The sequence below is a fragment of the Chryseobacterium gossypii genome (genome assembly GCF_041361455.1).
GTDB lineage: Bacteria > Bacteroidota > Bacteroidia > Flavobacteriales > Weeksellaceae > Chryseobacterium > Chryseobacterium gossypii.
This window is the reverse complement of record NZ_JBGCUR010000033.1, coordinates 16,023-35,052: the sequence shown is the minus strand read 5'-3', so window position 1 is coordinate 35,052 and position 19,030 is coordinate 16,023. Positions and strand designations below refer to the sequence as shown.

Sequence of the window (19,030 nt, the reverse complement as noted above, 5' to 3'; positions counted from 1 at the left end):
TGGATCCAAAGGTTCTCCTGAGTCGGCTATTCCATAAGCATCATATTCAGCTTTGTTACTGCTCCTGTCAAAGTTCTATTACCTACTGTACCCATATTGAAATACTTCTAGGATAATCAACAGTTTGTTTATAAAATAATAAGTCTTCTTCTAAAAAATTTGAATTAATAAAATTATTAACCAGAGAATCTTCTCTAAAACCTGTATCAAAAATAATTTTGTACAAACCCTTATCTGTTTGAGTACAGTTTATAAAATATTCTTCACTATAAGGCTTATTTTTTTCTATTATTGCTAAATAATCTTCTATATTATATCCATAATCAAAATAATTGTTATTGTTTTGTCTTATTTTACGTCTTTTCCATAAATTGATTAATCTTTTCTTAATACCATCATACTCTTTTATATTAACAATACCTTTTTTTATGGTATCAAAACCTATTGTTTCAAACTTAGTTCTATTATTTTCTTCAAATTGAGATTCATCAATTTCTTCCTTAAGAAACAATATTTCAGGTTTTAGTATTAAAATATCTTGTCCTGTCTTATTTATTATATTTAATGTAAGAATATTATTTGTGCTGTCTAATTTAATGTTATAATAGACATCGTTCTTAAAAAGATATTTGTTATGTACTAATTTAGTATTACATCTATCATTTCTTTTTTCACAAGAAATAAGACAAAGAAGATAAAATAAGATAAGTGTAATTTTCATCATAATTATGGAATGTATTTTCTACTAAAAATTTCTTTTATAAAACTTCTAATAAGATTATAACCTTGCGTTTGATTTCCAGTTATTGCATTATTAATAGCCTTATCAATTACAGATTGAGGAACACCACCGTAGCTCGAAATCGAAAAATTATTAATAGTACCAGATAAATGCTCCATACTATAAATAGATGCATGCCCTAAATTATTAATATTAGAAGTCAAATTATCACTTTTGTATGGTGAAAATAATTTCATTTTATCGTACTGTTTAATGAAAAAATTTCCTGCATTCATAATATAAGCATGGCCGGTTTCATGAAGCATTGTTGTAAAAAGTATTTCTTTAGATGCAAAAGCTGCTTTGGAATAGTGGATATAAGATGTTCCTGAAAAAAAATTAGGCGGTGTTGTATAGGCATAAGCTTTACCTTTTCCTGTTTGAAAAAAACCGTCTGAGGTCAATGAATATTTTTTGGATCCAATTAAATCTTTCTCTACCCTATACCTTTGCATTTCTTCTAAAGTAAAGTTATCGCTTCGCATTTTTTGAAGAGTCTGGTTGGAATACTCAAGTGTTTCTCCATTTTGTACAGGATTCTCATTTTCATAATACTTAAATTCATCTTCAATTCCTGCGTATTTTACAAGGTAGTTTATTGAATAACTTATTGCGGCAACACTTCCGCCAATTACAGCACCTTTGCTAATCCCTTCAAGGAAATTTTGTCCGGTAATCAAAGCTGTCACTGCTCCTGTTCCTGCGCCTGTCAAGGTTCCATTACCTACTGTACCCCAGAAGCCACTGGTGCTGAAAACCTGCCCTAAGCCTGCAGAAACTGCTCCGGTAGCGGCCCCCAATATGATAGATCTGGTAAAATCCCGCCATGACCAGTTGTTATTTATGATTGCCTGAACGGCATACATTCCTACACTTATTGCTGTTCCTACAATAGCTTCTGTAATCACTCTTCCCAAAAAGAGCTTAATACCCAGCTACAGTACTCTGTCGGAAGTTACCTCCTGAGCCTATTCCCCTAAGATTGTTCCAAAAAGAATTCGCCACTTAGTTAATGGCACTAACTAATGTTCCTTCATGTCCGAAACAGCTCCAATTATTGAATATTTATTTTATTAGGAATTAATAATGAATCTGTGTAGTATGAATATCCTATAGGTATTTTCTTTCTTATAGAATCAATATTACAGCTTAAATCGTTAACAATAACAGAGTATTTTCCAAATGCTAAATCTTCACCATTTTTAATTTCATATATTAATTTTATTTTTTCTGATTTTTTTAACTTTAAAAAAATTGAATTACAGTTGTTATTAAGAGGATCTTTAATCGTAATTATATTGTTGTTTTTTTTACTATCTGAAATGTCTTCATAATTATATTTAATTTCAGTTATGATATCTTCAGTTAAAATCCTTTTATTTTCATTACTTGTTTTTATAAAATATAACATGGGAGTGACAAAAAAACAATTTTTAGTAGTATTATTTGAAATCTTTATTTCTATATATTGCTTTTTAACAACCTTGATTTCATATGAAATTAAGGCTGTTTTATTATCTTGATTGCAACTCCATAATAAAATAAGATAAACTAATTTTTTCATTTCACAATTTTTTTAGAAAAGAGTGGATTAATGTACTTAAACATGGTATTGAAAATATTTTTTTGAGAGGAATTTAACTGTCGAGAAAGGACTTCTATAATTTCTTTGCTAAGCATTTTCATACCTTTTGCACTAAGACCATTAGCATTAAGAAAAGACCACTCAGCTTTTCTTATAACCAACCGTTCTCTCAACTCACCCGTCATTTCACAGAGTTCCAACTTGCCAACTTTCGGTGTTCCGCCTACCGTAGTGATATTGGAACAATCTTAGCCGCCTAGGCGCTTCTGCCTTTTGCGATAAGAGTGCCTCTAAGTTATTCTGCCTTTGAATTTGATATATTTTTTAAAAAATCATCAATATCAATATGCAAAGAATCTTCCTCTGGAAAAATATCATCATAAATTATTATTTGATTTTTGGGAAAAAGAAATTGAATAGAATATCTATTAAAAATAAGTTCATCCTTAACTTTATTATAAAGTTTTCCCTCGTTAATCGTTGACAATATCACAGTTTTAGTATGATCATTAATTTCTTCTTTTATAAACTCTGAAAGTATTACCATTGTATGCTTAATTTTTAACTTAAAAAGGAAAGGCAGTTTTCACCCAACCATCGCGTATAAAAACACGGATTGACATAGCTGGAGCTCCATTTGACCCTGTTCCTATCACTTTACCAAAATTATACTCATACCCACCTTTAATTGGATTCCCATATCTTATTGCTTGATCAACATATCCTTTGATCATTTTAACGCTAGTCCCTTCGGAAAATTTACTTACATTTGAAAAACCGGTGTTATATGAATGTCTATAATTAATATGTTCAATTGTGCTCATTTCGCCACCATGTTTATAATTGAATGATTTTCCCCAAGACGCATTATCCCCATCAAAACTTTTAATAGGCGTCATCTGCTCTGTTTGAGGATTGATCTTATAACCAACCGTTCTCTCAAACTCGCCTGTCATTTCTCCGAGTTCCAACTTACCCACTTTCGGAGTTTCCCCTACGGTAGTAGTTTTTGGAATAACCTTAACGGTATTTTTGAAAGCCCAAGGGCTTCTTCCTTCCGCAACCGTAGCTCCTGTCCAGATATTTCCCTTTGCTCCAATTCCTGTGGATGCTGCTTTTGCGTTTTGTGCAATCTGGCTTACTCCTCCTAAAACTCCTCCTGCTGCTAATGCAGAAGCGCCTGCCGCAGCACCAATTCCTCCACTAATAGCTCCTATTGCTGCTCCTGCTATAATCTTAAGCTATTTAGATATCAGGTAGTTTTTCTGGCTTTAACCAAAGTGAAACCAATTCTTGATCATCATCTATAATTGCCACACAATTATTTATAAACTCTACTGCTTCACCTTTTTTTTCAGGATTTCCAATACATATCCAACCTGTTTGAGTGTTTACATAAACAGGTAGGTCTTCTTTATTTATACGATAAGCACCAACTCCTTCTTTTAGATTATCAACAATTTTTAAAGAACCTTCTTTATATTGTGGAACATTATAATTAGACTTTATCCAAGTGCCAAAACCACAAAAACCTAATATTGCAATGACATTTTTATTAAATACCATTAAATCAAGATAATTAAGAGTTAGATTGATATTAGTTGAATAATTATATGGTTCCATATCAAAGCCATACTCGTTGACATTATAAGTCAATAAACGATTTTCTTTTTTAGAATTATAATCAATACTAAATTTCATATAAAATTATTTAACGAAATTGAAATGATAAATTACATTAGTCTCCGGATTAATACCTAATTCAAATATACCTTCTGAACCTCTGAATGTTCCGGGCACTTTCCAATTCATGCCACCTGGCCATGTAGCATCTGGGACACCATTTCCTGTAGACATTATATTTTTAATTGTAAAAGGAGAACGCATGTATGGACGTGAGAGTAAACCTGCATTTTCCCCTCTTTGTACCACTTCATTTAAATGTTTTCCAGCATGTTTTGAAAAAGTATATTCTGGTTGCTGTCCCGGTACTACTTTATATTCGTCCCATTTAGTAATAGGTGTCATTTCCTCTGTCTGAGGGTTGATATTGTAACCCACTGTTTTTTCAACTTGGGCTTCAATTTCACCTAATTCTAACTTGCCAATTTTCCCGGAAGAACTCACTTTAGGTGTTCCGCCCACCGTAGTAGTTTTTGGAGTAACCTTCGCAGTATTGTTGAAAGCCCAAGGGCTTCTTCCTTCCGCAACCGTAGCTCCCGTCCATATATTTCCCTTTGTTCCAACCCCTGTAGAAGTTACTTTTGCGTTTTGTGCGATCTGGCTTACTCCTCCGGCTATACCTCCTAATACTGCCCCTCCAATAGCACCGGTAGCAAAACCTGTCAGAGCTCCTTTTGCAATATTCTCCCCAAACAGTCCATCTGTCATTGCACCGGAAATAGCACCGCCTACAGCACCTCCAACACCTCCGGCTATTACGCCGCCTAAAACAACACCTGTGACCCCGCTTGCAGCCAATGCTGAAGCTCCTGCAACAGCACCAATTCCGCCGCTAATAGCTCTATTGCCGCTCTGGCTATAATTTTTCCATAAGTTGCCCCCCCAATTCTTGTCTTCCAAGTCATACACAGAAACTTGGGAGACAAAGGGTCTTTATCTCTTTAAAAAAGCTTATACAGATTTATAAATTAAAGTTAACTGATAGTATAACCTAATTTTCTAACTTCTGAATTATTTTTATTATAAAAATCAAGAAAGTTATTATATAGATTTTCTTCTCCAATTCCTGATTCATTTTTTAATGGCATATAATTAATGAAATTTTCCCAATCTTTTGTATAGTTAAAGGCAGGCCATAGGCTGGCAATTTCATTTAATTTTTGATTAAGATTTAAATCAGATTCTTTAATATTTTTTAAAAATAGCAATTGCCATACACGTTCACCTAATTGTAATTGAGATATAGAAAATTGAAACTTTTCTAAAATCATTTCAATTAGCTCTTCATTAGTAAGATTGTCTTTCAAATATAATTGTGTGTAGAAATCTTCTTCCCCTTTCAAGTCTTCAAGATCTAAAAAAAAAGTCTCTTTTGAAAGCCAATTATTTTTAATTCCTATTACGCCTAACAGCCAATCAAGCTTTAAATTATTTTCTTTTAATATTGTCATTATCTTACAAATTGATTTGGAATACCTGTAATTTTCCCATTAGGAATAAAAACTCTATGTGTCATCATGCCGTTTTGTTGTACAATCCATTCAAAAATTCCTGTTTGTCCTCTAAGAGAGCCATTAAGCTGATATAAAGACCTGTAAATACCATCTCCCCCTTTTATTGTAAATTTTGCAGCGTCTCCCATATAATTATCTACAATTCTTGAAAAGTAGTGGTTGGAATCATTAGCATCAGCGCCTTTCCACCAAGCACTTGAATTTTCATCTATTTTAGTATAACTTTTAGGAATATCTGATTCCCATACATCTACTAACTCTGTTGTTTCTTTTTTAGGGTTATATTTCAGTATACTAACTTGTTTTTCTTCGGTAGGAATACCTACCTCAACTTTTGGCGTTCTTCCTACCGTGGTAGTTTTTGGAATAACCTTAACGGTATTTTTGAAAGCCCAGGGGCTTCTTCCTTCCGCAACCGTAGCTCCCGTCCATATATTTCCCTTTGTTCCAACCCCTGTAGAAGTTACTTTTGCGTTTTGTGCGATCTGGCTTACTCCTCCGACTATACCTCCTAATACTGCCCCTCCAATAGCAAATAACCTCTTAATTTAAATCTTGATAACTAAAATCCCCTGCAATTAATTTTATTGTACTTCCTGAGGAATTTAATTCAATTAGGTATGAATATAATTTTTTCTCATTTAGATGTCCATTCCATTTTTTGTATAGTAAAGATAAATCAGGGTCATCTTCACTCAGGCGTTGTATATTTAATATTGATTCTTCAGCAACTACCCCAAAATTAAAATTTAAATTAAGCCAATAAACTTCCTTAAAAATTAATTTTTTAAAAACATCATTATCTTTAATCTCAAAAGAAATTTCATCAATAATTCCAGGTTTTCTTCTATCAATATTAATGTTTAACAGAACTTTATCATGCCAAACGTAATCATTTATATTCATAATCTATTCTTTATAAAAAGGCCATTTAGAAGGATCGAAAATATGTTTACTTCCTCCGTTAATATGGAAATGACTTTTATTAGGTCCTTTAAATCCCGGCTGTGTTGCTGGATCAATTCTTAATTTTTCGATGAACTTACCATTTTCATATACACCATAGCTTGAGCTTCTATATGGGTTTTCAATATAATTTTCTGGTATATATGCATTTCTAGGTAAAACAACTCCCTCTTTTGTAACAATAAAAGGCTCTGATTGCTGTCCTGGCACTATTTTATACTCGCCCCATTTAGTAATAGGTGTCATTTCCTCTGTCTGAGGGTTGATATTGTAACCCACTGTTTTTTCAACTTGGGCTTCAATTTCACCTAATTCTAACTTGCCAATTTTCCCGGAAGAACTCACTTTAGGTGTTCCGCCCACCGTAGTAGTTTTTGGAGTAACCTTCGCAGTATTGTTGAAAGCCCAAGGGCTTCTTCCTTCCGCAACCGTAGCTCCCGTCCATATATTTCCCTTTGTTCCAACCCCTGTAGAAGTTACTTTTGCGTTTTGTGCGATCTGGCTTACTCCTCCGGCTATACCTCCTAATACTGCCCCTCCAATAGCACCGGTAGCAAAACCTGTCAGAGCTCCTTTTGCAATATTCTCCCCAAACAGTCCTGCCGTCATTGCACCGGAAATGGCACCGCCTACAGCACCTCCAACACCTCCGGCTATCATTCCTCCCAAAACTCCTCCTGTCACTCCGCTTGCTGCTAATGCAGAGGCTCCTGCGGTGGCTCCAATTCCTCCGCTAAGGGCTCCTATGGCAGCACCTGCCACTATCTTAGTCCAGGTAGCACCCCAGTCCCATTTCCAAGGGTAATATGAGCCATTAGCTTTTACGCCTGTTACATAAGCACCTATTACAGCTCCCGCTACAATCCACCAAAACTCTCCACTAGGGTCATTATACATCAACGGATTATTCATTACATACCCATACTTATTATAATTCTGGGTATTGTAAGGATCCTGTATGTTTTCATCAGCATTTAGGAATCTTCTTAACAACGGATCGTACAATCTACCATTCATATGGATGATTCCCACCTCTGCAAAATGCTCGTGGCTGGTATAGCCTCTGTCTACTAATAACGAAGTATTATCAATAATATTCTTATCGGTAATAATCGCTCCGTTTCCTATTTGCAGATGGGTAAAATTACCCCAGGCATCAAAATGTCTCTGCTCTAATTTATTTCCTGCTTCATCACTGATCGCTAAGATACTTCCTAAATAATCCTTGTGCAAAAATTTATATAATCCTCCGCCTTCTGCAAAATCCCTCACAAATACAATATCAGACTCATACGGAGTTTCTCCAATAAATAAAATGTGCTTCTCCTTGCCTGTGGTATTATTCCTCACCACTTCAAAGTTCCCGTCTTCACTATAATATTTCGTAAATTCACCCTCTCCATCCGTGCTGAAATTACCTCCATAGGTTACCTTTTGCCTCATGCTTGTCAAGCCGTATCGGAAAGCTACATCTCCTTTCATTCCATCGATGAATACAGGATCATTGTTTTCATTATAAGCAATACTTTGGATCAGGTCATTGTTATAATTCTGGGCTCCTGCGGCATTTAAGGTCATTCCTGTCGGCTGGTAGATCTTGGCAGAGTTTTCATACTTCATGGTTCCCACCTGGTCATTCTTCATGATCCTTCCTTTTACATCATAAATGTTTCGGTTGGTTGTAGGTTTAATTCCTGTTATCGGATTGGTCCAGTTCACCAGGCGGTTGTTATCGTCATAATCAAATGATTCAGCAATATTAAAGTCTCCTCCCGTCGTTCTGCTTTTCAGCTCATTCTTTATGGCATCAAATGAGTAGGAGAGCTGAAGGATACCTGGCTTTACTGCGGATGAATGATTGACATTGGTCAAGAAACCATTAGTATCATACGTATTGTTGATATCCGCTGCCCCTAATTTTGCTTTCAGTACCTGTCCTCTGGCATTGGTTTCTTTGAGCTCCCAAAGGATTTTACCTGTGAATTTATCTTTCAGCTGATAGAGTTCTCCGTTCCAACTGCTGTACACATTTTCAACCCGGACTCTTGTAATGATCCCTGAAGACTGGAGCTCCTTATCATACCAGCTTATCCTTCCTTTATCATCATAAGTGATATTTTTTTGGATATAGGCTTTCCCGTTGCTGCTTTCTGAAACAGATTTAATCCTCCCTTTATCATCATAAACAATATTTTGGTTATATCCATAGCCGTTAGAAGTCCCGGATTTGTTTGCAAGCATTCCTTTATCGTTATAGAGATACGTTATGGTTTTACTGGTAGCCTGTCCGTTATCAAAAGTGGAAAATTCTTTCTGCATTCTTAAAAGCCCCAGGTCATTGTAAAAGTACTCTTTAGTTCCTTTTGGGCTTATGGTTTTTTTAGGTCGTCCAAGTCCATCATATTCATATTTGTATATGCCATTGGAAGGATCATTGAACTCTGATTTTCTGCCCCAGGAGTCATATTTTGTAGTGACAATGTTTTCTGCATATTGAGCCTTGATCTGCTCTCCGGCTGCATTATATGCGAATTGGACCGTTCCACCTTTATCGGTTGAGGAAACTACATTTCCTAAGGCATCGGTTGTTTTTGAAGTAGTTCTTCCATACCCGTTGAGCTCTTTTATCGTTGTAGTCAGCCCTGAAACGGAAGTCTTCATCTGCTTGCCATTGAATGCGGTGGCGGTTACTCTGGCCGGGAACACGGCATCATCATACGCAATCACATTCCATTGGCCTGGGCTTTGGCCTTCAAAATAAGGTTCAGATCCCTTAACCTTCCTGCCTAATACATCATATTGCGTTTCCTGGGATACAAATTGTCCCTGGCCGAATGCCTTGGAGGAAACTTTGTATTCCTGCCCCAGCTTATTGGTGTATTTTTTTGAGATATCGCCATCAGGATCATTTTGGGTAACAATAATATTGGAATTATTGTCCCTTTCATACTGATAAGTGGTTGTTCCTCCTAAGTTGGTTTTAGAAGTTAATAGTTTGCCCCAGCCATCATAGGTATTGGTAAGTACATTTCCAAGAGGATCCGTCTGAGTCAATATCTGGCCCCAGTCATTATAGGTAATATGGGTTTCTAATCCTAAATTATCTGTTTGCTTAATCACAAACCTGCCTTTAGGGTCATACAAGGCACCGGTGGTTTGGGTTTGAGAATCCACACTGTTACTGATTACCTTTTGGGTAATGTTTCCGAAGCCGTCATAGTTGTAGGTTTCCTGTAAATATCCGGTGTTATCCCTGTTCCACGTTTTAAGAGTCTTTAAAAGATTATTTTCATAAACATATTCTTCCTTAGAAGATTTGATATCGCCATAAGCCTGGACTGTTTCCGTTTTAGACTTAGGGCGGCCTACAAAATAATCCGGGCCTACTCCGGCTAAATTGTGAGTGTATGTAAAATTAGAAGTAATTATGGCATAACCGTTATTTATGTTGGTTACACTTTGGCTTGGGAGGTAGTAATCCCCGTAAGTGACACTTCCTGTTGTAACGGTTCCTGTTAAAAAGTCTTTGGATATTGTACTTTTTGGAACAATCGCTGTTACAATTTTCGGCTTGTCAGTACCGGCAATTGTTCCTGTTACGATTTGTCCGTTCAGTAGTTTATCCGTCTGATAAAGCGTAGATTTAAAGCTTAATAACTGTGTGTTATTTTCAGAAATATCCGCGGGGAAGATTTTCGACTCGTCATTGGTTCTGATGCTCCATTCTTTTACAGGAACACTTTCATTCAAAGGATCTATTTCTACTCCTGACCAGATTTTAGTATTCTCAAAACCGTCGGCATACCAGGAAGATCGAGAAACTTGCCTAAAACCAATCATTCCTTTGCCTTGCAAATGGCTTAAGAGTCCTCTGTATCTGAAATCCTGTTTTCTTCCTGAGTTTTTTAATTGAGAAACTGCAAAAGTCTGATATACTTTATTCAGTTCAATATATGGGTATAGTTCTTTTTTTACAGGCCTATAAAAATTGGGATCAATCGTTGGAACCAGCTCTTTGTACTCTACATCGATTTTTATTTCTCCCTGAGTAATTGCATTGATTCGTGCCTCTTTGGCAACATCGTAAAAATCAATCCTCCTTATCCTGTCTCCGGGGCTATTTCTGTCGGCATGGGGCGCTGTAAGGAAAATCTGATGGATGGACTGATTAATTCTAAAATTGCCTAAAACCTCCTGAAAATCATATCGCGTTCTTTCGTTGAAATTAGTGTATGAATTATTCACAAACCCGCCACTGTCACCTAAAGGCCCTTCATTAAAAGAATAACGGATATTATTATTAAACGTTTTTTCTCCAGATGAAATTTTAATATCTACGGTATTATAATAATAAATATTGAAAAGGGTAGCAGAGCTGCCCATCTTAACCCTTTCTTTCCGGTAATTGAAAGTTACAAAATCGCTTTTTCCATCCCTGTCCATGTCATAAGCCTGATGACTGGTTCTTTCGAGGGTCGCCGTACCATCATTATTTGCTTTTAAATATGGCTCTTGTCTGAATAACGCAAAATTAGATTTCAATTCTTCGACGAAAGATTTTCCTGTTGATTGATATAAATACCAATCTGTTGTTGTTCCGGCAGAAGGTACTAATAAATCACTTTTTCCATCACCATTAAAATCTCCTACAACTGCTCCTTTAGATACTCCTTTAATTTTGTCATCATTAAGATAAAATCCACGTTCGGCAGCTGAATACTGATTATTGGTTCCTTTTTTAAATTGAACTATAAATGGTCTGTTACCACTATCGAATCTTAGGAAATCCATTTTTCCGTCACCATCAAAATCGCCAACCTTATAAGTTTCCAGCACATCGGTATCGTTGGGATAAAATGACATATGTGAATAAGATTGTGACGTATCCACACTGTTATCCATGTTAATGGCAATATATCTTTTTCTGGTACTGAAAATTTCTTCAAATTCTGGTAAGCTTATTGGACCATTAGGGTCTTCGGGCTTTTTAATTTTTTTATGCTCATCATCGTTAAATCCAATAAGCAGCTCAGAAATACCATCTCCATCAAGATCCATTTCAGTAAGTTTCAAGGGAGTAGTTTTAACACTGTATCCTTCCTCCATTGGGTTCAGATCCGGAGTTGTAAAATCGTAGACCGAATTGGGAAGAATTTTCGTATACTGGTGTTCCAGCTGATTGGTTTCACTGACAGAATACACAAACAGCTGAATATCTTTTTTGCCGGAAGTAGTATTATTTACCTGCTTATAAAAAGTAAAACCTTGTCTGTTTTCTATAATTCCTGAAGGGTTTTTAAAAGAAATAGATAACGCCTTTTTAAACTCTTCTTTTGTAATATCTAATGTTCCTACATAGGTAAGCTCTCCCTGCGGGTGATCCAGGGCCTTTTTGACAATATAAAGTCCTGCGGGTTTGTACGTTGGGTTAACGCATGTTCCCCCGTTGAATCCTGGAGTAAAGCTTTCACAAATACGGAACTGTTGATCGCGGTATTCTAATGCATCTATTTTACCATCACCATCAAAATCGCCTAATAGACCTGATTCCAAAGAATAACTTTTTGATTCTGTCCAATTAGCTCCTCTTGAAGATTTTTCATATTCTATGAGTATAGGATTTGCTGCTTCGTCAGAAGAATTATATTCTGTGATTTGTTGAGCAAATTGATACCCGGTACCATTGGTATCTTTAATGTAACTTATTTTATATCTTTTAAACTGGCTACCATTGGAACTTACCTTAATTTCTGATAAAAGCTTATCTTGGGTAAACCTCAATCCTTCCACATAAGACTGCTCTTTTAAGTCTCTATCAATATAAGTAAATTCGATTGTATTAAAATGTGGCTTATTTAATATTTCATTTCCTCCCCAGGCAATAGAGGATATTCTGGATACTCCTCCCGAAATACCTACGGGACCAACTGTAGATTCATAGTTGTATGTTATATAATTGCCTTGAGAGTTCTTCCATTTTGTAATATTATACTCCAACGTTGGGGTGGTGTCCCCCATAAAACCTGTTGAAAATGTTTTTTCATATTTTGCCTGGGATCCATCTTCAAAAGTAACCTCCCAATAATCCGGCCCCGAGATTTTTTTGCTGTTTCCAACAGATTTTATTTTAATATTGGAATATTTCTCCGTCACATATTCCGCACCATCTTTTCCATATTCGCCGGATTTTAAAATCAACCTCTGTCCGTTGAAACTGTAATAATCGGAATAGTCCAACTGAACTCCTTTTACTTCTCCATCCTTCTCAATATTCCTGCCAATTCTTGAAATAGAAGTAATCCCGGATAAAGTCCAACCATATCCGGCAACCCCGTTTCCTGAACTGCTGGTATACATCAAACTAATCTGTGGGGCAATGCTTTTTACCCCCGGAGGCAATGCAACGGGCAAAGTAAACTGTAATTGTCCGGCTCCATTCACCTCAATATTTCCTTTAGTATCATGAAAGCTTTTTCCAGTCGGGATTGCTGTCCCTAAAAGGTTGGTTGCTCCTGCATTAGAATCCGTTGGACCTCCGTCCAATCCTGGTTTCGCCTGCGAAAAACCCAATACTGAACATAAAGACAGAATTATTATAAATAGTTTCATATTTGTGGTTTGTAATAATTATTCTGTCTTATCTTTTAGTAATGTTTCGAGTAAAGATCCTGCCGTCTTTTAATGTAAACCGCAAAATATATATACCCCAATCATAGCCGGACATATTGATTTTAATCTCTTTGTTGAGCTCAGGCAAATTTTGTTGTTGGAACTTCCAGTGTACTGTACTGTGTTGGTATAATGATACAGATTCAATTAGCCCATCTATTTCTTCTGTCCAATCGATTGTCAAAATATCATTAACCGGAACAGGATACAACCGTATCTGTTTCCAAAATGCTTTTTCATCCATAACCAGAGGCTGAGCCAAAGATTCAGTTTTTGATAAGGTTTCAGCTGTCTGCTTTGAAGCAGAATCCAAACCCCGGTAGCGTTGATTGCCTGCTTCGTCGTACTTGAAGTAAACCGTGACTTGGGAAAATCCTAAAAATCCTATTGATAAAGAAAATAGGTAAAATAATTTTTTTGTCATGAATAGTGTTTTTATGTATTTTTTTTGAACTATAGTTCAGTATCAGGAAATCTTTTTTTCCTAATTAAATTTTAATGGAGTTATATCCATCATTTGTTTTGGCGATTGACTTCTTTTTCATCTTTTGTTGGCAATACATTGTGCTGGCACATACAATAAGGGAATTACGCTTTACATTATTTCATAATACTGTGATATATTTTTGGTGCAAACTTATGTTTTTTATTTTTTTCTCACAATAGGGAAAACCCTAAACTTCAATCCGGTTTTTAAGCGTACTCACATCTTTCACAGAAGAAAAACCTGCCATACCAACAGCAAAAATGCTATAACGGCTATACCAAACTGTTTCCGTCCATTTATCGCTCATCTCTCATTATTCCAATATTAAACTTTATACATACAAATGCTTATCAATTTATGGTACTTATATACATTTCCTTGAATATTTTGCGACAAAACCGTTGCTTTATATTAAATTTAATTCATACTTTTGCACCACAGTTAACAAAATATATTGTCTTCAAACCAATATAATTGATAACTAATTGTATTTTCGTTAACCAGGCGCCTTAAACCATTAAAAAATGATCGAAAATTGCCCCGACAGGCGATTTTAACGCGCAATGAAAATCAGAATTAAGGGTGCGTAGCTCAGCTGGATAGAGCATCTGCCTTCTAAGCAGACGGTCAAAGGTTCGAATCCTTTCGCGCTCACTTGTTGAAATCAAGTCTTTACAGCAAAGCACTGTAAGGACTTTTTTTATTTTTATTCAGGTGTTATACCTTATCCAAAAAGTCCAAAAAAAATGGAAGGAATTATTTGATATCAGCATACCACTTAAGGAATATGCATCGTATAAATATAGCTTAAAGTAGCTCTACAACAGGTAACCTGCGAAGTCTGAGACCTAGAATTATCTACTCACCTCCACCCAGTTTCACTCCAGAATACGTTTTTAATATCCGGCAATCCTATAAGCACTGTTGCCGGTGACGAATAGTGGCTTACAAACGTTCAGTTTAGGGAATATTATTGTTAAAAACTTCGAATAAAAAGCTTCTGTAATCAGTTCACATTAGCCTTAATTTATTATATCACCCTTATTATTTTCCAGTTTTTCACGGAATTTCCGGAGTTCTTCGGAATCCGGTCTAACCCAGTCCGTTACTTCCCCAATGATTTTCAATGGTGCTTCAGACCGATAGGAACGGGTGGGATTACCCGGGAACTTTTTATCCGTCAGATTCGGGTCATTTTCATAATTTCCTGTCGGCTCAACGATATATACACGCTCACGTCCGGTTCCCTTGGCCAATGCTGCGGCAAGCCCTGCCCCATTGATAAGGGCTGTAAAATAAATATGATTCATTTTGAATTCAGACTTATAATTAGAATTGCTGCCTGCCGTCAAAAAATCCCCGACCTGAAGATCTGCTTTCGTCCCGTGGTAAAAAGGGCCTTTGTCTGAAGGATTATTCTTATATAACAGGGCTAAGTCGGAATTTTCTTTGGACTTTTCCATATCGGATATATCTTCATAGCATTTGGCGATATTAGAATAAAGAGAAGGGAAAGCGCTTTTCACTGTATCATCATTGATCTTCAAAGCGTATTCCAGAGCCGTTTCGAGCCATTTCAGCCTGTCAGGAACCGTTTTTTGGTGCCGGGATACATAATAAGCGGCAAGAAATTTTTCAAGATCATCCGTTGCTTCATTCCAGGCTTGCAGAAATAGTCTGCCTGCCTCCTCCGGTTGGTTTTGTTCTTCCATGCCCATACCCTGAAGGCAGAGTTTAACAATATTGTTGAAGGGTGAAAATTCCATATTGATAATTATTTGTCCAAGTAGTTTAAATTTTTGTTGCTGCCTTACCAATCTCATCGATCTTATTTATTAATCAACTTTCAGCATATTGATTGGTGTTTAAATCTCAATATTCCCTGTAGTGATCTTTCCGTTGCGCCTGTAAGTGGCTAAAATAACCCCTTTTGAGGTCACATGGCTTTCTGATAATATAAAAGCAGCCGGAACCACATTATTATCAAACAGTTTTTTTCCTTTACCGAGGATCAGGGGATAGATCTTGAGCCGGAGTTCGTCTACCAGATCATGTTTTAGCAATAACTGAGCCAGCTTACTGCTCCCCCAAACCTGAAGATCTGATCCTTCCGAATTTTTCAATGCTTCAATGTCTGTCAGATCTTTGAGAAAAACGGTATTATTCCAGTCCGATCTTTCCATGGTTCTGGAGAGAACGTATTTGGTGCCTTCGTTGATACCGGGCCAAAAGTCGGCATGATGGGGCCAGTAGGATGAAAAAATTTCAAATGTCTTCCTGCCTAAAAGGTAATCCGCAGGTTTCATCTCTTCTTTCATGATGCGACCAAAAAGCTCATCCCCGTAAGATACGGTCCAGCCACCATATCCAAAGTCACCGGATCTATCTTCTTCAGGTCCGCCGGGTGCCTGCATGACCCCGTCCATTGTGATCATTGACAGAACTGTTATTGTTCTCATTTTATTTGTTTTAAAGAATAAAACTATTTTATTTTTAAAGGGATCCAATTACTTTAGAAACCCATTCAGGTAGTCCAGGATCGTTGCTGTCTGCATCATCAGGCTGACATGTCCTTGCCCGGGAATAATAGCTAACCGGGATTTCGGCATGGCTCCTAAATCGGCAGAAACGCCACCTCCTAATAATTTATAGGTCTTCATCAACTCTATTTTATCCAGTCCGTCATTATCCCCGGATATAATCAGTACAGGTGCAGAGATTTTGGATATATTGGCATCACCCATATCAAATGGTTCCCTGGCTGAGGTGATCATCTGCTCCAGGAACTTTGTCCATTGGGTCTTATCGGGAGCTACCGTATCGTATGCGGCTTTCATAGGGGTATTGGTAAGAAATTCAGGCTTCAGAGCCTTAAATCCTTTATTTACTTCGGGCAGCCAGCCGGCACTTTTATAAGTGGCGGATATGATTACCAAATTCTTCAACCGCTTGGGACTTTGGATAGCAAACTGATAAGCCACAGCTCCGCCAAAGCTATATCCTGCCACGTCGGCAGCATCTATTTTCAGATAATCCATTACTCCCTCCACATCATGCGCTAATGCAGCATAAGAAAGCTTCCGGTCTGAAAACGGTGTATGCCCGTGCCCCTGCAGTTCGATCGCAATTACTTTCCGGGTTTTCGAGAGTTCGGGAATGATTTGTCCCCAGTTCATATCAATGGTCATAAAAGCACCATGCAGCAAAATAACAGGCCTGCCTTCACCATATACCTCATAATAAACTTTAATTCCGTTAGCAGGAGCATAACCGCTATCAGAAGGCTTTATTTTTTGTCCGTATAATTGTGATGCCGTAATCAGAACGATAAGGATTATGGATAATGGTTTAAAAAAATGACATACGTTTTTCATAATAATATCTGGATTTGGTTTGATCTTTAATTCATTCAGAATTTTCCGGAAAGGCTAACTTACGGTTTTAATCTTAACCAAAATTACCCAATCCCCACGAAAGTCAGCTTGCCATAAGGCAAGATTTATTTTTCTTTGTGCTTATGGTTTTTCTGACTTCTGAACACAGAATATCCGGCAATAAAAAGCCTGTCACATTGATCAGGCTTTTAATATCTGACTGTTTATTCGCTCCAGGGTGAATGTATAATGGCATCACAAAAGTTAGGTTTTTGAAAATCAGGATTCATACAGGCGCAAATGTCCGCATTCATATTGCCGAAAGTAGTATGCGGCTTATGTTTGAATCCCTCATAAAAAGCAGGAATGATGATTTTCTTAAAATCTGTACGGGGAAAATGATAAATGATTTCCTCTCTCAGCTTATCCGGCAAATTTTCATATCCTTTCCCCACTACATCAAGTGCAATTCCGGCATTCAACAGTACTGCTTCCGATTCTTTATATTCCACAATACCCGGTGTGGTATGCAGGGCTATCGCATCCCAGACCAGTTGCAATGTCTGCTGTGGCACCCCATGCTGTTTTAGAAAATCCCGGGCCGCATCGGCTCCATCCACCTCAAACCGTTTATCCGGACTGCTATAATGCGGGGTTAATCCAAGGTCATGAAAAACGGAACAGATATACAAAAGTTCCGGATCATACTCCAGTTTTCTTTGCCCACCGCTCCATGAAGCAAAAATAAAGGCCCGTAATGAATGGTTGTAAAGAAAATCCGAGCCGTGTTCAATGAGAAGTTCCGTAGCCTGCTTAGCCAGGCTGCTGTCAGGTATTTCAATACCCGCAACAATTTTCGGTCTGTTTAGTGACATAGTATTTTTTAAGGGAAGTTACATAAAATAACTCCCCTATCTTCTTAAACCAGTTTAAGAAACAGGATACACCGCAGCAGTATTTTTACCTATCGCTCCGGAATCTTTCCGGGATAACATCAGGATATATGTGGAATACCGGCTATCAGCCTGCTACCAACAACAAGATGCGGGAATCAATTGGCTGATTCCCACATTATAAATAATATGCTCTATCTATTTTACCCTATTTTTCCAGCAGCAAACTTACCCACTCTTCACGCTGCAACTGTTTCCTCAGTTCCAGGCCGTTTTCCCTGCACACCTCCAGAATATCCTCCACATCAAAGAAACACAACCCTGAAAGCAACAACTTCCCGCCTTCATTCAAAACGGAAACATAGACCGGAATATCGGAGATCAGGATATTTCTGTTGATATTCGCAAGGATGATATCATAGCTCTCCTTGCCGAGGCTTTCCGCCGTTCCCTGCTCTATATCCAGCTCAACGCCATTCCTTGCCGCATTCTCCCTGGAGTTTTCAACTGACCATTCATCAATATCAATGGCCTTCACTTCGGCAGCACCCTGCTGTTTGGCATAAATAGCCAATACGGAAGTTCCGCACCCCATATCCAGCACTTTCCTGCCTTTAAATTCCATATCCATCATTTGCTGGATCATCAGGTGGGTTGTTGGGTGGTGCCCTGTCCCGAAAGACATTTTAGGCTGGATGATAATCTCATGCATGCCTGGTACAGATTCATGAAATTCTGCCCTGATGAGGACCTTATCGTCTATATTGATCGGGGAAAAATTCTTTTCCCACTCTTCATTCCAGTTGATATTCGGCATTTCCTGAAAAGAATAATCAATTTTCACTTCTCCGTTCTGAAAAAGCGGCAGCGCTTTCAGCTCATCTTCCTTGAATAAATCTTTCTGGATATATCCCAAAATACCGTCTATCTCTTCCGTGAAACTGTCAAAGCCTATTTCGATAAGCTCAGCCATTAATATTTCATTCCAGGGCTGAAGAGGAGAAATTTTGAAATTGAATTCTAAATAATTTTGCATGGAAATAATTTGCTACAAAAATAGATTAAATGATTAAATTTA

General features: G+C 37.2%; 18 protein-coding genes and 1 tRNA gene. 2 read left to right on the top strand and 17 right to left on the bottom strand.

Features of this window, described 5'->3' with window-relative positions; translation table 11 throughout:
- Positions 1–82: 82 nt before the first annotated feature.
- The 5 genes from ABMQ40_RS14780 to ABMQ40_RS14760 all read right to left on the bottom strand — a co-directional run bounded on the left by ABMQ40_RS14780 (position 83) and on the right by ABMQ40_RS14760 (position 3,337).
- Positions 83–724 carry a hypothetical protein gene (locus ABMQ40_RS14780; RefSeq protein ID WP_370900948.1) on the bottom strand — a complete coding sequence of 214 codons (642 nt, stop codon included), beginning with the start codon at positions 722–724 and terminating at the stop codon, positions 83–85.
- Positions 725–726: 2 nt separating this feature from the next.
- On the bottom strand, positions 727–1,698 hold the full coding sequence (locus ABMQ40_RS14775; RefSeq protein ID WP_370900947.1) for an ABC transporter permease: 972 nt from the start codon (positions 1,696–1,698) through the stop codon (positions 727–729).
- A gap of 137 nt (positions 1,699–1,835) precedes the next feature.
- Positions 1,836–2,345: a hypothetical protein gene (locus tag ABMQ40_RS14770; RefSeq protein ID WP_370900946.1), complete on the bottom strand. Its 510-nt coding sequence runs from the start codon at positions 2,343–2,345 to the stop codon at positions 1,836–1,838.
- A gap of 316 nt (positions 2,346–2,661) precedes the next feature.
- Positions 2,662–2,913, bottom strand: a complete 252-nt coding sequence (locus ABMQ40_RS14765) for a hypothetical protein (RefSeq protein WP_370900945.1) — start codon at positions 2,911–2,913, stop codon at positions 2,662–2,664.
- A gap of 19 nt (positions 2,914–2,932) precedes the next feature.
- Positions 2,933–3,337 carry a hypothetical protein gene (locus ABMQ40_RS14760; RefSeq protein WP_370900944.1) on the bottom strand — a complete coding sequence of 135 codons (405 nt, stop codon included), beginning with the start codon at positions 3,335–3,337 and terminating at the stop codon, positions 2,933–2,935.
- Positions 3,338–3,398: 61 nt separating this feature from the next.
- Between ABMQ40_RS14760 and ABMQ40_RS14755 the strand changes: the two genes are divergently transcribed.
- Positions 3,399–3,626 carry a hypothetical protein gene (locus tag ABMQ40_RS14755; protein WP_370900943.1) on the top strand — a complete coding sequence of 76 codons (228 nt, stop codon included), beginning with the start codon at positions 3,399–3,401 and terminating at the stop codon, positions 3,624–3,626.
- Here ABMQ40_RS14755 and ABMQ40_RS14750 read toward each other — a convergent pair.
- The 7 genes from ABMQ40_RS14750 to ABMQ40_RS14720 form a co-directional block, all read right to left on the bottom strand.
- On the bottom strand, positions 3,612–4,067 hold the full coding sequence (locus tag ABMQ40_RS14750; RefSeq protein ID WP_370900942.1) for a hypothetical protein: 456 nt from the start codon (positions 4,065–4,067) through the stop codon (positions 3,612–3,614). The two genes, ABMQ40_RS14755 and ABMQ40_RS14750, sit on opposite strands and share 15 nt — an antisense overlap.
- A 6-nt stretch (positions 4,068–4,073) precedes the next feature.
- A complete protein-coding gene (locus ABMQ40_RS14745; protein WP_370900941.1) occupies positions 4,074–4,949 on the bottom strand; it encodes a hypothetical protein in 876 nt (291 codons plus the stop codon).
- A 74-nt stretch (positions 4,950–5,023) separates the two neighbouring features.
- Positions 5,024–5,500: a DUF2247 family protein gene (locus ABMQ40_RS14740; protein ID WP_370900940.1), complete on the bottom strand. Its 477-nt coding sequence runs from the start codon at positions 5,498–5,500 to the stop codon at positions 5,024–5,026.
- Entirely contained in the window at positions 5,500–5,691 is a 192-nt protein-coding gene (locus ABMQ40_RS14735) for a hypothetical protein (protein WP_370900939.1), read from the bottom strand. The genes ABMQ40_RS14740 and ABMQ40_RS14735 overlap by 1 nt, the downstream gene beginning before the upstream one ends.
- A 415-nt stretch (positions 5,692–6,106) precedes the next feature.
- Positions 6,107–6,469, bottom strand: a complete 363-nt coding sequence (locus ABMQ40_RS14730; RefSeq protein WP_370900938.1) for a hypothetical protein — start codon at positions 6,467–6,469, stop codon at positions 6,107–6,109.
- A 3-nt stretch (positions 6,470–6,472) separates the two neighbouring features.
- A complete protein-coding gene (locus tag ABMQ40_RS14725; RefSeq protein ID WP_370900937.1) occupies positions 6,473–13,138 on the bottom strand; it encodes an RHS repeat-associated core domain-containing protein in 6,666 nt (2,221 codons plus the stop codon).
- A gap of 28 nt (positions 13,139–13,166) precedes the next feature.
- Complete coding sequence (locus ABMQ40_RS14720; protein ID WP_370900936.1) at positions 13,167–13,622, bottom strand: T9SS type A sorting domain-containing protein; 456 nt, start codon at positions 13,620–13,622, stop codon at positions 13,167–13,169.
- Between the two features lie 643 nt (positions 13,623–14,265).
- Between ABMQ40_RS14720 and ABMQ40_RS14715 the strand changes: the two genes are divergently transcribed.
- Positions 14,266–14,339: transfer RNA gene (locus tag ABMQ40_RS14715), tRNA-Arg, on the top strand.
- Positions 14,340–14,707: 368 nt separating this feature from the next.
- On the opposite strand, the gene arr is transcribed toward ABMQ40_RS14715, so the two are convergent.
- The 5 genes from arr to prmA form a co-directional block, all read right to left on the bottom strand.
- Complete coding sequence (gene arr / locus ABMQ40_RS14710; RefSeq protein ID WP_442340155.1) at positions 14,708–15,115, bottom strand: NAD(+)--rifampin ADP-ribosyltransferase; 408 nt, start codon at positions 15,113–15,115, stop codon at positions 14,708–14,710.
- A 435-nt stretch (positions 15,116–15,550) separates the two neighbouring features.
- Positions 15,551–16,144 (bottom strand): dihydrofolate reductase family protein, encoded by a 594-nt coding sequence (locus tag ABMQ40_RS14705; RefSeq protein WP_370900935.1) that lies wholly within the window; start codon positions 16,142–16,144, stop codon positions 15,551–15,553.
- A 48-nt stretch (positions 16,145–16,192) separates the two neighbouring features.
- The gene (locus tag ABMQ40_RS14700; RefSeq protein ID WP_370900934.1) at positions 16,193–17,059 is read right to left on the bottom strand and encodes an alpha/beta fold hydrolase; all 867 of its coding nucleotides are present in this window, start codon (positions 17,057–17,059) and stop codon (positions 16,193–16,195) included.
- 224 nt (positions 17,060–17,283) lie between these two features.
- Positions 17,284–17,934: an HD domain-containing protein gene (locus ABMQ40_RS14695; protein ID WP_370900933.1), complete on the bottom strand. Its 651-nt coding sequence runs from the start codon at positions 17,932–17,934 to the stop codon at positions 17,284–17,286.
- A gap of 226 nt (positions 17,935–18,160) precedes the next feature.
- The gene (gene prmA, locus ABMQ40_RS14690) at positions 18,161–18,988 is read right to left on the bottom strand and encodes a 50S ribosomal protein L11 methyltransferase (protein ID WP_370900932.1); all 828 of its coding nucleotides are present in this window, start codon (positions 18,986–18,988) and stop codon (positions 18,161–18,163) included.
- Positions 18,989–19,030 lie beyond the last annotated feature (42 nt).